This window comes from Dyella sp. SG609 (assembly GCF_012275375.1).
Lineage (GTDB): Bacteria > Pseudomonadota > Gammaproteobacteria > Xanthomonadales > Rhodanobacteraceae > Dyella_D > Dyella_D marensis.
The window spans coordinates 664,508-679,289 of record NZ_JAAZQJ010000001.1 but is presented as its reverse complement, the minus strand read 5'-3'; the positions used below and the strand labels follow the sequence as shown (position 1 = coordinate 679,289).

The following is a 14,782-nucleotide window of genomic DNA, read 5'->3' as shown; positions in this document are numbered from 1 at the left end:
TCGGGGGTAAAGATGTCCAAACGGGGGAAACGCATAGTGCCTGATCGGCGGCGGTAAAAGCGATCAGGCACGCCGGTCAACCATGCCGCGCGGCGAAGTCGCGCATGAACTGCACCAGCACCTGCACCGCCTCCAGCGGCACCGCGTTGTACAGCGAGGCGCGCATGCCGCCCAGCGCCTTGTGGCCCTTCAGCGCGAGCAGGCCGGCGGCTTCGGATTCCTTGAGGAAATCCGCGTCCAGCGCGCTGTCGTGCAGGGTGAAAGGCACGTTCATGCGCGAACGCGCGGCCGGTTCCACCGGGTTGCGGTAGTAGCCGCCGGAACCGTCGATGGCCTGGTACAGCAGCGCGGCCTTGTCGTGGTTGCGGCGCGCAATCGCATCCAGGCCACCCTGCTCCTTCAGCCACTGGAAGGTGAGCCCGGCCAGGTACCAGCCCCAGGTATTGGGCGTGTTGAGCATGGAATCGTTGGCGGCGTGATCGGCGTAGCGGAAGATCTTCGCCATCGGCCGCGAGGCGCGCTGCAGCAGGTCGCGGCGCACGATCATCACCACCAGGCCGGAGGGGCCGATGTTCTTCTGCGCACCGGCGTAGATCAGGCCGAAACGGCTGACATCGAGCGGCTCGGACAAAATGTTGGACGACATGTCGGCGACCAGCGGGACCTCGCCCACGTCCGGCACGTCGTGGTACTCGACGCCGTGGATGGTCTCGTTCGGCGTGTAGTGCACGTACGCCGCGCGCGGATCGAGCTGCCAGCTGCCGCGCGGCGGCAGGCGCAGGTAATGCTCGTCCTTGCTGCTGGCGGCGACGTTCACCCGCACGTACGGCGCCGCTTCGCTGGCCGCCTTCTCGCCCCAGTGGCCGTTGACGATGTAGTCGGCGCTGTCGCCCTCGCCCGCCAGGTTCAGCGGAATCTGCGCGAAATGCTGGGTGGCGCCGCCCTGCAGGAACAGCACGGCGTAGTCGGCCGGGATGCGCAGCAGTTCGCGCAGGTCCGCTTCGGCCTGTTCGGCCAGGCCGATAAAGCGCTTGCCGCGGTGGGACAGTTCCATCACCGAGGCGCCGCTGCCGTTCCAGTCGAGCAGTTCGCGCTGCGCGCGTTCCAGTACCGCGGTGGGAATCGCGGCCGGCCCCGCGCTGAAATTCCAGACCCTGCTCACGAGCGACGCCTTTATGAAGGGAATAAGCGCCGCATTATGCCGCGCCGCAACAACCCAGCGTCAACCGTAGAAAACCGTTGCTTTAGAAACGGACGAGCAAGATCAGGGCGATGCCCAGCGCCAGCACGGCGGCGGTGACGATCAGCCACCACACCTCGCCGCGCGGGCCGGCATCTTCCTCGGGCAGGTGCTCCGGTTCCGGCGGCGGCGGCGGCAGTTCCGGCTCGCGTTCCAGGCCCGGGGCATCGACCACGAAGCGGTGCATGGCCAGGCCGATCTGGTCGCCCGGATGCAGCGCCACCCGCTGCACCGGCGCGCCATTGACGCGCAGCGGATAGCGTTCGGAACCCTGCAGCGATTCCAGCCACACCTGCCCGTCCTTCCAGGCCAGGCGGAACGAGGCCGTCTCACCCTGCGGCAGTTCCAGCGGATAGCGGCCGAGCGGGCCGAATTCCAGCGCGCCGTCGACCGGGATCACCCGGCCCGACAGCGGGCCGCCCATCGCCCGCAGCGCCACCGCGCAGCGGGCCGCATCGGACACGCTTTCGAGCGGGGCGCGGGCCTCGGGCAGCTCGTCGGCGCACAGCAGCATGCGGCAATCGCCGACGCTCAGGATGTCGCCGGCGCGCAGCAGCGCCCGTTCGCGTACGGGCCGGGCATTGACGTAGATGCGGTTCCCCTGCGGCAGCACCTGCAGCACCCAGCCGCGGCGATCCAGCTGGATGCGCAGGTGGTGGCTGCCGGCCTGGCGCTCGGCCAGCACCAGATCGTTGTCGGGCGCGCTGCCGATCCTCAGCAGCGGCTGCTCCCAACGAAAATCTTCGCGGGCCGAATGAGGAAACTCGATGCGCATCTGTGAACCAGTCTAGAGACCGGCGGGACTCTAGCAGATACATGCGTCCGCTCCATGCGGCCTGCGCTGAATGCGTGGCTATCGCTGCCATGCGTGGCTATCGCCGCTAATATGCGTGGTTTCTCCGCAGGAACCGACCATGCCCAAGATCGACATCCGCCGCCCGCACCAGCTTTCCGTGCCCGAGGCCCGCGCCGTGGTCGAGCAGGTGGCGGCGCGCATGCGCGAGAAGTTCGGCATGGAGGGCAGCTGGCAGGGCGACACGCTCAGCTTCCAGCGGCCGGGGGTCAACGGCTCGATCGAGGTGGGAACCGACGCCATCCAGGTCCGGGCCGAGCTGGGCATGATGCTGGCCCCGCTCAAGGGGATGGTGGAACAGGAGATCCGCCGCAAGCTGGACGAGCACTTCGGCTGATGATTCTTTAACCATCCGCTATTCCATGGCATAATCGCCCGCTTACGCGGCCGCGACGGCCGCCCTCTTACCGACCGGAACGCATGGCCAAAGACGACGTCATCGAAATGGAAGGCACGGTCATGGAGACCCTGCCGAACACCATGTTCCGCGTGCAGCTGGAGAATGGGCACGTGATCACCGCCCACATTTCCGGTCGCATGCGCAAGCACTACATCCGTATCCTCACCGGCGACAAGGTGAAGGTGGAGATGACTCCGTACGACCTGACCAAGGGTCGTATCACCTATCGCATGAAGTGATGCCGGCCGCCTGCCCGGACGGGCGGGCATCCGGATCGGCCCCACCAGCGGGCCGGGTTCCGCAAACGAAAAGGCCGCGCTGAGCGCGGCCTTTTCTTTCTGCCTGCGAAACCGCGGCGGCTCAGGAAACCACCGCCGGCAGTTTTTCCGCTTCCTCGGTGTCCACCTTCAGCTCGCCGTCGGCGACGCTCAGGCGCACCTTGCCGCCCTCGGACAGCTTGCCGAACAGCAGCTCGTCGGCCAGCGGACGCTTCACCTTCTCCTGGATCACGCGGGCCATCGGGCGCGCGCCCATCTGCGGATCGAAGCCGTGCTCGGCCAGCCAGCGGCGGGCGTCGGCGTCCACGTCCAGCGACACGTGCTTTTCGCCCAGCTGGGTCTCCAGTTCGATCAGGAACTTGTCCACCACGCGCAGGATGTGCTCGAAATCCAGCGCGTTGAACTGGATCACCGCGTCCAGGCGGTTGCGGAACTCCGGCGTGAAGGTGCGGCGGATCACTTCCATCGAGTCGGTGGTGTGGCTCTGCTTGACGAAGCCGATGCCGCGGCGGGCCGCCTGCTGCGCGCCGGCATTGGTGGTCATCACCAGGATCACGTTCTTGAAGTTCGCCTCGCGGCCGTTGGTGTCGGTCAGCACGCCGCGGTCCATCACCTGCAGCAGGATGTTGTACACATCCGGATGCGCCTTCTCGATCTCGTCCAGCAGCAGCACCGCGTGCGGATGCTTGGTCACCGCCTCGGTCAGCAGGCCGCCCTGGTCGAAGCCGACATAGCCCGGAGGTGCGCCGACCAGGCGCGAGACGGAGTGCGCTTCCATGTACTCAGACATGTCGAAGCGGATCATCTCAATGCCCAGCTGCATCGCCAGCTGGCGGGTGACCTCGGTCTTGCCCACGCCGGTGGGGCCGGCGAGCAGGAAGGAGCCGATCGGCTTGGACGGATCGGCCAGGCCGGAACGCGCCATCTTGATCGACGAGGCCAGCGCCTCGATCGCCGCATCCTGGCCGAACACCACCATCTTGAGGTTGCGTTCCAGGTTGCGCAGCACGTCGCGGTCCGAGGCCGAGACCTGCTTGGCCGGGATGCGCGCCATCTTGGCCACGATGTATTCCACTTCCGGCACGTCGATCTTGCCGGTGCGCTGGTCGACCGGCAGCAGGCGCTGGCGGGCGCCGGCTTCGTCGATCACGTCGATCGCCTTGTCCGGCAGCAGGCGGTCGGGAATGTGCTTCACCGACAGGTCCACCGCCGCCTTCAGCGACTCGTTGGTATAGACCACGTTGTGATGCTCTTCGAAGCGCGAGCGCAGGCCTTTCAGGATCTCGATGCTGTCGGCCACGGTGGGCTCGACCACGTCGATCTTCTGGAAGCGGCGGGCCAGTGCGCGGTCCTTCTCGAAGATGCCGCGGAATTCCTGGAACGTGGTGGAACCGATGCAGCGCAGCTCGCCGGAGGCCAGCATCGGCTTGATCAGGTTGGAAGCGTCCATGGTGCCGCCCGAGGCGGAACCGGCGCCGATGATGGTGTGGATCTCGTCGATGAAGAGGATCGAGCCCGGCTGCTTCTTCAGCTGGGTGATCACCGCTTTCAGGCGCTTCTCGAAGTCGCCGCGGTACTTGGTGCCGGCTACCAGGGCGCCCAGGTCCAGCGACCAGATGGTGGCGTTTTCCAGCACCTCGGGCACGTCGCCGTCGACGATGCGCTTGGCCAGGCCTTCGGCCAGGGCGGTCTTGCCCACGCCGGCCTCGCCCACGTAGAGCGGGTTGTTCTTGCGGCGGCGGCACAGCACCTGGATGGTGCGCTCGATCTCGTCCTGGCGGCCGATCAGCGGGTCGATCTTGCCTTCCAGCGCCAGCTCGTTGAGGTTGGCGGCGTACTCGCTCAAGGGATTGCCCTTGGGATCGCCGCCCTCCTCGCCTTCGCGGTCGGTGCCGGGCATGCCGGTGGACGGCTCGTCGCCGATCTTGGCGATGCCGTGCGAGATGTAATTGACCACGTCCAGGCGGGTGATTTCCTGCTGATGCAGGAAGTACACCGCGTGGGAGTCCTTCTCGCCGAAGATCGCCACCAGCACGTTGGCGCCGGTGACCTCCTTACGGCCGGAGGACTGCACGTGGTACACGGCCCGCTGCAGCACGCGCTGGAAACCCAGGGTGGGCTGGGTGTCGCGCTCGTCGCCGTGCGGCAGTACCGGCACGGTCTCGGCGATGATCTTTTCCAGCTCGTGGGTGAGCCGTGGCAGGTCGACCCCGCAGGCGCGCAGGGCGCCGAGGGCCGACTGGTTTTCGGTGAGCGCGAGCAGCAGGTGCTCCACCGTCATGAATTCGTGGCGCTGCTCGCGGGCCTGCTTGTAGCACTGGCCGATGGTGACTTCGAGATCCTTGCTGAACATCCGGACCTTCTCCGCTTGGATGGCAGGGCGGCTAACGCCGCGATGACCACGAAATGGGGGCGCTCACAGCTTTTCCATAGTGCATAGCAAAGGATGCTGATGGGCACGTGAATATTCGTTCACCTGGGTCACCTTGGTTTCGGCCACCTCCCTCGTGAAGACCCCGCACACGCCCTTGCCGCGGGTGTGCACGTGAAGCATCACCTGCACCGCGCGCTCCTGGTCCAGGCCAAAGAAGCTGCGCAGCACCTCCACCACGAAATCCATGGGGGTGAAATCGTCGTTGAGCAGGACCACCTGGAACAGCGGCGGGCGTGCCACCTCCGGACGGGCGGTTTCCAACGCCAGGCCATGCCCTGTGCCTTGCTCGTGTTCGGGTTCGTGCGCCATGAGTTCCGCTGTCTCGATCTTGTGGCCAGTATACCGCCCGGCCCACGCGATGGTTTCCGCGTTCCGGGATAGCACTTTCAGGTGATGGCACAATGTCGTCTTTTCCAGTGCCGGCTTTAAGCGCTATATCCCCTGCCCATGAACGATTCCGCTCCCGCCCCTGCCGCCGTGTGGTGTCCGCGCGTCACCGTCGCCTGCGTGGTGGCCGACGGCGGCCGCTACCTGATGGTGGAAGAAGAGGTCAATGGCCGGCTCGTCTACAACCAGCCAGCTGGCCATCTGGACGATGGCGAAAGCCTGGCCAGCGCCGCCGTGCGCGAGACGCTGGAGGAAACCGGCTGGACCGTCGAGCTCGACGCGCTGGTCGGCGTGCACCAGTGGCGCAGCACCGAGCACGGCCACAGCGTGCTGCGTTTCAGCTTCGCCGCCAGCCCGGTCGGGCACGACCCGGACCGCCGGCTGGATACCGGCATCCGCCGCGCCCTGTGGCTGACCCGCGCCGAAGTGGCCGGCCTGGGCGACCGCCTGCGCAGCCCGCTGGTGCTGCGGAGCATCGACGCCTGGCTGGCCGGCCAGCGCGTCCCGCTGTCCGCGCTGAGCAGCCTGCTGCCCGAGGACCGCTATCCGTGAAAGTGATGCTGGGCATCTCCGGCGGCGTGGACTCCTCGGTCGCCGCCCTGCTGCTGCAACAGGCCGGCCACGAGGTCGAAGGCCTGTTCATGCAGAACTGGGAAGAAGACGACCGCGCCGGCCCCTGCACCGCCGACGCCGACCGCAAGGACGCCGTCGCGGTCTGCGGCCGCCTGGGCATTCCTTTCCATGCGCGCAACTTCGCCGCCGAATACTGGGACGGCGTGTTCGAGCATTTCCTCGCCGAATACCGCGCCGGCCGCACGCCGAACCCCGACGTGCTGTGCAACCGCGAGATCAAGTTCAAGACCTTCCTCGACGAAGCGCGCGCGCTCGGCGCGGACAAGATCGCCACTGGCCACTACGCCCGCGTGGACGAACGCGACGGGCGGCACCGCCTGCTGCGCGCGGTGGATGCCGGCAAGGACCAGACCTATTTCCTGCACGCGCTGGGCCAGCGGCAGCTCGCCGCCACGCTGTTCCCGGTCGGCGAGATCGAGAAATCCGCGGTGCGCCGCATGGCCCTGGACGCGGCCCTGCCGACGCACGCCAAGAAGGATTCCACCGGCATCTGCTTTATCGGCGAGCGCGATTTCCGCGAATTCCTGAGCCAGTACATCCCCGCCCGCCCCGGCGAGATGCGCACGCCAGACGGTGCGCGCGTGGGCGAGCACCAGGGCGTCATGTACTACACGCTGGGCCAGCGCAACGGCCTGGGCATCGGCGGCCGCCAGGGCGCCAGCGGCGACGCCTGGTACGTGGTGGGCAAGGACGTGCGCGCCAACGTGCTGTACGTGGCCCAGGGCGGCGAGAACCACTGGCTGCACTCGCAGCGCCTGCATGCCGACGCTCCCACCTGGGTGGCCGGCGCGGCGCCCGCCGCCGAATTCCGCTGTACCGCCAAGACGCGCTACCGCCAGCACGACCAGGCCTGCACCGTGCGCGTCGACGCCGCCGGCGTGGAAGTGCGTTTCGACGAAGCCCAGCGCGCCGTCACACCCGGCCAGTCCGTAGTTTTCTACGATGGCGAGGTTTGCCTGGGCGGCGCCGTGATCGCCCGCACCGACGCTCCCTACGGCGGCTGGAACGCCGCCCCTGTCCCCGAAGAGTCCGCACAACGTGTTTGAAACCTATGCCATGACCGAAGAGCGCGTGCTCGCGCTGGCCGGCCTGTTCCAGGCCGCCGCGCTCACCCAGCAGCTGGCCAACGATGGGCGCTGCGACGAGAGCGCGTTCGAGAGCAGCGTCGGCAGCGTGTTCCGCATCGACGCGCCATCGGTGGTCGGCGTCTACGGCCATGTCGGCGGCGTGCGCCTGGGCCTGCGCCAGCTGATCGCCCAGCTGGACGACACCGGCCGCGACATGGGCGTCACCCGCATGGCGGTCACCGTGATGCGGCTGGAGCGCAGCCTGTCGCGCAACCGCCAGCTGCTGGACGACCTGCAGAAAGGCATCGTCGCCGCGCAGCGCCAGGTCGAGCACTTCGGCCAGGACTCGCCGCAGGTGGTCAAGCGCCTGGCCGAGCTGTACGCGTCCACCCTGTCCACGCTGAAGCCGCGCGTGATGGTCACCGGCAATCCGCAGCAGCTGCAGCAGCCCAAGGTAGTGGAGAAGGTGCGCGCCAGCCTGCTGGCGGCGGTGCGTTCGGCGGTGCTGTGGCGGCAGATCGGCGGGCGCCAGTGGCAGCTGCTGTTCTACCGGCGCCAGTGCAGCATGCTGGCGCGGGGCTTGTTGACCGGGGTGACGCTGGACAACGGCTGACGCCGCTCAGGCGGCGTCGCCCGCCTTCAGCCCATTACCTTCAACCCATCGCCTTCAACCCATCACCTTCAGTCCTGGCCGCTGCTTCGCCAGCTTGCGCAGCAGCTCGGCAAACGCCTGCAGGTCCGCCTCCCACGGCGAGGCCTCGCGCCAGTACAGCGCGATCTCGCGCCCCGGCGCCTGCCCCTTGAACTTGGCCAGCGCCACTTCCGGCATCGAGGCCAGCCGCTCGTGCGCCAGCGCCGGCACCAGGGCGTAGCCGCCGCGCAGGCCGACCAGGGCGGCCAGGCTTTCCAGGCTTACATCTTGTACGTGGCCGCCGCCGAGCACGTCGTCGGCGCGGCTCTCCGCCATCAGGGTGGCGTCGGCGGCGTCGAGCTGCTCCAGCGTCAGGGTGCGGCGGCCGGCCAGCGGATGGTCGGCGCGCAGCATCACTTCCCAGGGTTCGAAGAACAGCGGGCGCATGGCGATGCCGCTCACCGGCGGCGACGGCTGCGCCAGCACGGCATCGAGCTCGCCTTCCTGCAGGCGGCGCAGCAGGCCGCGCGGCTTGCCTTCCGACAGGCTGAGCCGGGCGCCCGGGAAATGCTGCGGAAACGGCGCGATCAGATGCGGCAGCAGGTACGGCCCCAAGGTGGCCAGCACGCCCAGGCGCAGTTCGCCGCCGAAGGCGGTCTCGCCGGCGCGCGCGGCCTGCTGCAGATGGTCGGCCGCCAGCAGCACCGCATCGATCTGTTCCAGCAGGCGCTGCCCGCCGGCGGTGGGCACCACCCGGCGGCCGCCGCGCTCGAACAGCGGCGTGCCCAGTGCCTGCTCCACTTTCTGCACCTGGTGCGACAGGCCCGAGGGGCTGATGTGCATGGCGCGCGCGGCGCTGTTGAAGCTGCCGTGGCGGCGCACCGCCTGGACCAGGATCAGGTCGCGCAGCGAGACGGCCGATAAATGAGTGGAAATCATCCTGCTGCCCGCGCCTCGCCGCCGAAGCCCCGCATCGAGGCGGCGCAAAGCATAAACGACGAAGCCCGGCACGGGGCCGGGCTCTTGAAAGCCCCTCTCCCATCGGGAGAGGGGTTGGGGTGAGGGTACGGCCGGAGCGCAAGAGTGATGTGCGCCGCTCCGGCCGAACCCTCATCCGGCTGCCGCCACCTTCTCCCGTTGGGAGAAGGATTCCACGATTAAGCGTCGACGGTATCCGCGACCTGCTTGAAATCGGCAATCTGATCGAAGTTCATATAGCGATAGATCTTCTCGCCATTCGCATTGATCACGCCGATGTCCGCCATGTACTCCTCCTTGGTCGGGATGCGGCCCAGGCGCGAGCAGATCGCCGCCAGTTCCGCCGAGCCGAGGTACACGTTGGTGTTCTTGCCCAGGCGGTTGGGGAAGTTGCGCGTGCTGGTGGACATCACCGTGGCGCCTTCGCGCACCTGCGCCTGGTTGCCCATGCACAGCGAGCAGCCCGGCATTTCCATGCGCGCGCCGGCAGTGCCGAGCACGCCGTAGTGGCCTTCCTCGGTGAGCTGCTGCTGGTCCATCTTGGTCGGCGGAGCCACCCATAGGCGGGTCGGGATATCGCGCTTGCCTTCCAGCAGCTTCGACGCCGCGCGGAAGTGGCCGATATTCGTCATGCAGGAACCGATGAACACCTCGTCGATCTTCGCGCCGGCCACGTCGGACAGCGACTTCACGTCGTCCGGGTCGTTCGGGCAGGCCACGATCGGCTCGTGCACGTCGGCCAGGTCGATCTCGATCACCGCGGCGTACTCGGCGTCCGCATCCGGCTCCAGCAGCTGCGGGTTGGCCAGCCACTCTTCCATCTTCTTGATGCGGCGGGACAGCGAGCGGGCGTCCTGGTAGCCCTGGGCGATCATGTACTTCAGCAGGGTGATGTTGCTGTTGAGGTATTCGATGATCGGCGCCTTGTCCAGGCGCACCGTGCAGCCGGCGGCGGAGCGCTCGGCCGAGGCGTCGGACAGCTCGAACGCCTGCTCCACCTTCAGGTTCGGCAGGCCTTCGATCTCCAGGATGCGGCCGGAGAAGATGTTCTGCTTGCCCTGCTTGGCCACGGTGAGCAGGCCCTGCTTGATGGCATACAGCGGAATCGCATTGACCAGGTCGCGCAGCGTAACGCCCGGCTGCAGCTCGCCCTTGAAGCGCACCAGCACCGACTCGGGCATGTCCAGCGGCATCACGCCGGTGGCGGCGGCGAAGGCCACCAGGCCGGAGCCGGCCGGGAAGGAGATGCCGATCGGGAAGCGCGTGTGGCTGTCGCCGCCGGTGCCGACGGTGTCGGGCAGCAGCATGCGGTTGAGCCAGGAGTGGATGACGCCGTCGCCCGGACGCAGGCTGATGCCGCCGCGGGTGGAGATGAAGGCGGGCAGCTCGTGGTGGGTCTTCACGTCGACCGGCTTCGGATACGCCGCGGTGTGGCAGAACGACTGCATCACCAGGTCGGCCGAGAAGCCCAGGCAGGCCAGGTCCTTCAGCTCGTCGCGGGTCATCGGGCCGGTGGTGTCCTGCGAACCGACCGAGGTCATCTTCGGCTCGCAATAGGTGCCCGGGCGCACGCCCTCGCCTTCGGCCAGGCCGCAGGCGCGGCCGACCATCTTCTGCGCCAGGGTGTAGCCCTTGCCGGTGTCGGCCGGGTTCTGCGGCAGGCGGAACAGCGTGGACGGAGCCAGGCCCAGCGCCTCGCGCGCCTTGGCGGTGAGGCCGCGGCCGATGATCAGCGGAATGCGGCCGCCGGCGCGCACTTCGTCGAACAGCACGTCGGACTTCACCTGGAACTCGGCGATCACCTCGCCGTTCTTCAGCGCCTTGCCCTCGTACGGGCGCAGCTCGACCACGTCGCCCATGTCCATCTTCGACACGTCGAGCTCGATCGGCAGCGCGCCGGCGTCTTCCATGGTGTTGTAGAAGATCGGGGCGATCTTGCTGCCCAGGCACACGCCGCCGAAGCGCTTGTTCGGGATGAAGGGGATGTCCTCGCCGGTCCACCACAGCACCGAGTTGGTGGCGGACTTGCGGCTGGAGCCGGTGCCGACCACGTCGCCCACGTAGGCCACCAGGTGGCCCTGCCTGGCCAGGTCCTGGATCTGCTGGATCGGGCCGCGCTTGCCGTCTTCTTCCGGCTGGAACGGCGCGCCTTCGCGCTTGTTCTTCAGCATGGCCAGCGCGTGCAGCGGGATGTCCGGGCGGGTGGTGGCGTCGGGGGCCGGCGACAGGTCGTCGGTGTTGGTCTCGCCCGGCACCTTGAACACGGTGATGGTCAGGCTCGGCGGCACTTCCGGACGGCTGGTGAACCACTCGGCGTCGGCCCAGCTCTGCAGCACGCTCTTGGCGTTGGCATTGCCCTTGTCGGCCTTTTCCTTCACGTCGTGGAAGGAGTCGAACATCAGCAAGGTCTTCTTCAGCGCATCGGCGGCGATGCCGCCCACCTGCGCGTCGTCCAGCAGTTCGATCAGCGGATGGATGTTGTAGCCGCCCAGCATGGTGCCGAGCAGTTCGGTGGCCTTCTCGCGGCTGAGCAGCGGGCAGGCTTCCTTGCCGAACGCCACGGCGGCCAGGTACGAGGCCTTGACCTTGGCCGCGTCGTCCACGCCGGCCGGCACGCGGTTGCTGATCAGGTCGACCAGGAAGGCCTCCTCGCCGGCGGGCGGGTTCTTCAGCAGCTCGATCAGGTCGGCGGTCTGCTGGGCCGTCAGCGGCAGCGCGGGGATCCCGAGGGCGGCGCGCTCGGCGACGTGTTGGCGATAGGCGTTGAGCATGTGGTTCTCGTCCGTTGGCGTGGCGGGAAGCGGAACGTCACCCGAGTTGGCAGGAGGCCGCAAAGCCAGTCCCCAAGCCGCTTCCGGAGGTCGTTTCAGCCGCTCATTTTGCCAGCCGCAGGCCATCTGCCGCAACGCAAGACGTTGTTTCCGCCTGCGTTCGATATCTTGCAATGACGGCAACGGCAAATCGCCCGCCCGGTAACTTGCGCGTAGCGCCGTTTGCCTCAAACTCCCCGGAATCGGCAGAACGGAAGGGCTTGTTTGCGCCCGATGCTCACGCCGGCTGCCCTAGGATCCCCCAGCGACGCCACCTCAGCGCCGCGACCCCAAGCAACAGGAGTTCAACCCATGCTGGATTCATTCGCCACCCGCGACACCCTCAAGGTCAACGGCAGCTCGTACCAGATCGCCAGCCTCGCCAAGCTCGGCCAGCGCTTCGACATCAAGCACCTGCCCTACTCGATGAAGATCCTGCTGGAGAACCTGTTGCGCCACGAGGACGGCGTCAACGTCACCGCCAAGGAAATCGAAGCGGTCGCGCGCTGGAACCCGAAGGCCGAGCCGGATACCGAGATCGCCTTCATGCCCGCGCGCGTGGTGCTGCAGGACTTCACCGGCGTGCCCTGCGTGGTCGACCTGGCGGCGATGCGCGACGCGGTGGTGAAGCTCGGCGGCGACGCCAGGCAGATCAATCCGCTGGCGCCGGCGGAACTGGTGATCGACCACTCGGTGCAGGTCGACGTGTACGGTTCGGAATCCGCGCTGGAACAGAACGTGGCGATCGAATTCCAGCGCAACCAGGAGCGCTACGCCTTCCTGCGCTGGGGTCAGAAGGCGTTCGACAACTTCAAGGTGGTGCCGCCGCGCACCGGCATCGTGCACCAGGTGAATCTGGAATACCTCGGCCGCGTGGTGTTCACCGGCGAGAAGGACGGCCAGTCCTGGGCATATCCGGACACCGTGTTCGGCACCGACTCGCACACCACCATGATCAACGGCGTGGGCGTACTGGGCTGGGGCGTGGGCGGCATCGAGGCCGAGGCGGCCATGCTGGGCCAGCCGTCGTCGATGCTGATTCCGCAGGTGGTGGGCTTCAAGCTCACCGGCAAGCTTGCCGAAGGCGTGACCGCCACCGACCTGGTGCTCACCGTCACCCAGATGCTGCGCAAGCTCGGCGTGGTGGGCAAGTTCGTGGAGTTCTTCGGCCCCGGCCTGAAGGATCTGGCGCTGGCCGACCGCGCCACCATCGGCAACATGGCGCCGGAATACGGCGCCACCTGCGGCATTTTCCCGATCGACCAGGAAGCGCTGAACTACCTGCGCCTGTCCGGCCGCAGCGAAGAGCAGATCGAGCTGGTCAAGTCCTACGCGCAGGCGCAGGGCCTGTGGCACGACGAGAACACCCCGCACGCGCAATTCACCACCACGCTGGAACTGGACCTGGGCGACGTGCGCCCCTCGCTGGCCGGCCCCAAGCGTCCGCAGGACCGCGTGCTGCTGCAGGACGTCGAAAAGAGCTTCCGCGACGCGCTCGGCCCGCTCACGGCCAACCGCCGTCCGCGCAACGGCGACACCTCGAACTTCATCAATGAAGGCGGCTCCTCCGCGATCGGCAATCCCGCCAATGCGGTTTCCGAAAGCGGCGTGCTGGTGGAGAAGGACGGCGAGAATTTCCGTCTATCCGACGGCGCGGTGGTGATCGCCGCGATCACCTCCTGCACCAATACCTCCAACCCCGCCGTGATGCTCGCCGCCGGCCTGCTGGCCAGGAAGGCCGCGGCCAAGGGCCTGAAGGCGCAGCCGTGGGTGAAGACCTCGCTCGGACCGGGTTCGAAGGTGGTCACCGATTACCTCGAGCAGACCGGCCTGCTGAAGGAGCTGGAGAAGGTCGGCTTCTACGTGGTCGGCTATGGCTGCACCACCTGCATCGGCAACTCCGGCCCGCTGCCGGCGGAAATCAGCAAGGGCATCGCCGAGGGCGATCTGGCGGTGGCGTCGGTGCTGTCGGGCAACCGCAACTTCGAAGGCCGCGTGCACCCGGAAGTGAAGATGAACTACCTCGCCTCGCCGCCGCTGGTGGTGGCGTATGCGCTGGCCGGTTCGCTCGACGTGGATCTGAGCAAGGAACCGCTGGGCACCGGCAGCGACGGCAAGCCGGTGTACTTGAAGGACATCTGGCCGAGCAACCAGGAGATCTCCGACACCATCGCCGGCGCGATCAACCCGGCCATGTTCACCAAGAACTACGCCGACGTGTTCAAGGGCGACGACCGCTGGAACCACATCGCCTCGCCGGATGGCTCGGTGTACCAGTGGGGCGATTCCACCTACATCAAGAACCCACCCTACTTCGACGGCATGACCCGCGAAGTCGGCAAGGTGGAGGACATCCACGGCGCCCGCGTGCTCGGCCTGTTCGGCGACTCCATCACCACCGACCACATCTCGCCGGCCGGCTCGATCAAGAAGGACAGCCCGGCGGGCCGCTTCCTGATCGGCAAGGGCGTGGAACCGAAGGACTTCAACTCCTACGGCTCGCGCCGCGGCAACGACGACGTGATGGTGCGCGGCACCTTCGCCAACATCCGCATCAGGAACCTGATGCTGGACGGCGTCGAAGGCGGCTACACCCTGCACGTGCCCAGCGGCGAGCAGCTGGCGATCTACGACGCGGCGATGAAGTACAAGGCCGAGCACACGCCGCTGGTGGTGCTGGCCGGCAAGGAATACGGCACCGGCTCCTCGCGCGACTGGGCGGCCAAGGGCACCTTGCTGCTGGGCGTGAAGGCGGTGATCGCCGAGAGCTTCGAGCGCATCCACCGCTCCAACCTGGTCGGCATGGGCGTGCTGCCGTGCCAGTTCGAGGACGGCCAGAGCGCGCAGTCGCTGGGCCTGACCGGCAAGGAGGTGTTCGACATCACCGGCTTGAACGACGGCGAGTCGAAGGTGGCCAAGGTCACCGCCACCGCGCCGGACGGCAGCAGGAAGGAGTTCACCGTGAAGGTGCTGCTGCTGACGCCGAAGGAGCGGGAGTTCTTCCGCCACGGCGGCATCCTGCAGTACGTGCTGCGGCAGCTGGCGGGGAAGAAGGCGGCCTGAGGCCTTCG

The 14,782-nt window shown here is 67.5% G+C and carries 12 protein-coding genes; 6 read left to right on the top strand and 6 right to left on the bottom strand.

Annotation, left to right across the window (positions count from 1 at the left end; all coding sequences use genetic code 11):
• Positions 1-76: 76 nt before the first annotated feature.
• Positions 77-1,162 carry a 3-phosphoserine/phosphohydroxythreonine transaminase gene (serC, locus tag FHW85_RS02945; protein WP_167256931.1) on the bottom strand — a complete coding sequence of 362 codons (1,086 nt, stop codon included), beginning with the start codon at positions 1,160-1,162 and terminating at the stop codon, positions 77-79.
• 82 nt (positions 1,163-1,244) lie between these two features.
• Positions 1,245-2,015, bottom strand: coding sequence for an FHA domain-containing protein (locus FHW85_RS02940; RefSeq protein ID WP_168647254.1), 771 nt, complete (start codon positions 2,013-2,015; stop codon positions 1,245-1,247).
• Between the two features lie 139 nt (positions 2,016-2,154).
• On the opposite strand from FHW85_RS02940, the gene FHW85_RS02935 reads away from it, so the two are divergent.
• Together FHW85_RS02935 and infA are read left to right on the top strand one after the other, a co-directional pair.
• Positions 2,155-2,430 carry a polyhydroxyalkanoic acid system family protein gene (locus tag FHW85_RS02935; RefSeq protein ID WP_167256929.1) on the top strand — a complete coding sequence of 92 codons (276 nt, stop codon included), beginning with the start codon at positions 2,155-2,157 and terminating at the stop codon, positions 2,428-2,430.
• 83 nt (positions 2,431-2,513) lie between these two features.
• Entirely contained in the window at positions 2,514-2,732 is a 219-nt protein-coding gene (gene infA, locus FHW85_RS02930; RefSeq protein ID WP_026636496.1) for a translation initiation factor IF-1, read from the top strand.
• Positions 2,733-2,853: 121 nt separating this feature from the next.
• Here infA and clpA read toward each other — a convergent pair whose 3' ends face one another.
• A complete protein-coding gene (gene clpA, locus FHW85_RS02925; protein WP_167256928.1) occupies positions 2,854-5,124 on the bottom strand; it encodes an ATP-dependent Clp protease ATP-binding subunit ClpA in 2,271 nt (756 codons plus the stop codon).
• A gap of 63 nt (positions 5,125-5,187) precedes the next feature.
• Entirely contained in the window at positions 5,188-5,514 is a 327-nt protein-coding gene (gene clpS, locus FHW85_RS02920) for an ATP-dependent Clp protease adapter ClpS (RefSeq protein ID WP_167256927.1), read from the bottom strand.
• A 138-nt stretch (positions 5,515-5,652) separates the two neighbouring features.
• Between clpS and FHW85_RS02915 the strand changes: the two genes are divergently transcribed.
• Genes FHW85_RS02915 through hflD form a run of 3 tightly spaced genes read left to right on the top strand, consistent with a single transcriptional unit; the run spans position 5,653 to position 7,905 of the window.
• Positions 5,653-6,144, top strand: coding sequence for an NUDIX hydrolase (locus FHW85_RS02915; RefSeq protein WP_167256926.1), 492 nt, complete (start codon positions 5,653-5,655; stop codon positions 6,142-6,144).
• On the top strand, positions 6,141-7,271 hold the full coding sequence (mnmA, locus tag FHW85_RS02910) for a tRNA 2-thiouridine(34) synthase MnmA (RefSeq protein WP_168647253.1): 1,131 nt from the start codon (positions 6,141-6,143) through the stop codon (positions 7,269-7,271). Before FHW85_RS02915 ends, mnmA begins: the two co-directional genes overlap by 4 nt.
• 10 nt (positions 7,272-7,281) lie before the next feature.
• Positions 7,282-7,905: a high frequency lysogenization protein HflD gene (gene hflD, locus FHW85_RS02905; protein WP_167256924.1), complete on the top strand. Its 624-nt coding sequence runs from the start codon at positions 7,282-7,284 to the stop codon at positions 7,903-7,905.
• 54 nt (positions 7,906-7,959) lie between these two features.
• On the opposite strand, the gene FHW85_RS02900 is transcribed toward hflD, so the two are convergent.
• Both FHW85_RS02900 and acnB read right to left on the bottom strand, forming a co-directional pair.
• The gene (locus tag FHW85_RS02900) at positions 7,960-8,862 is read right to left on the bottom strand and encodes a LysR family transcriptional regulator (protein WP_168647252.1); all 903 of its coding nucleotides are present in this window, start codon (positions 8,860-8,862) and stop codon (positions 7,960-7,962) included.
• 218 nt (positions 8,863-9,080) lie between these two features.
• On the bottom strand, positions 9,081-11,672 hold the full coding sequence (gene acnB / locus FHW85_RS02895) for a bifunctional aconitate hydratase 2/2-methylisocitrate dehydratase (RefSeq protein WP_167256922.1): 2,592 nt from the start codon (positions 11,670-11,672) through the stop codon (positions 9,081-9,083).
• A gap of 351 nt (positions 11,673-12,023) precedes the next feature.
• On the opposite strand from acnB, the gene acnA reads away from it, so the two are divergent.
• Positions 12,024-14,774 (top strand): aconitate hydratase AcnA, encoded by a 2,751-nt coding sequence (gene acnA / locus FHW85_RS02890; RefSeq protein WP_168647251.1) that lies wholly within the window; start codon positions 12,024-12,026, stop codon positions 14,772-14,774.
• Positions 14,775-14,782: the final 8 nt, after the last annotated feature.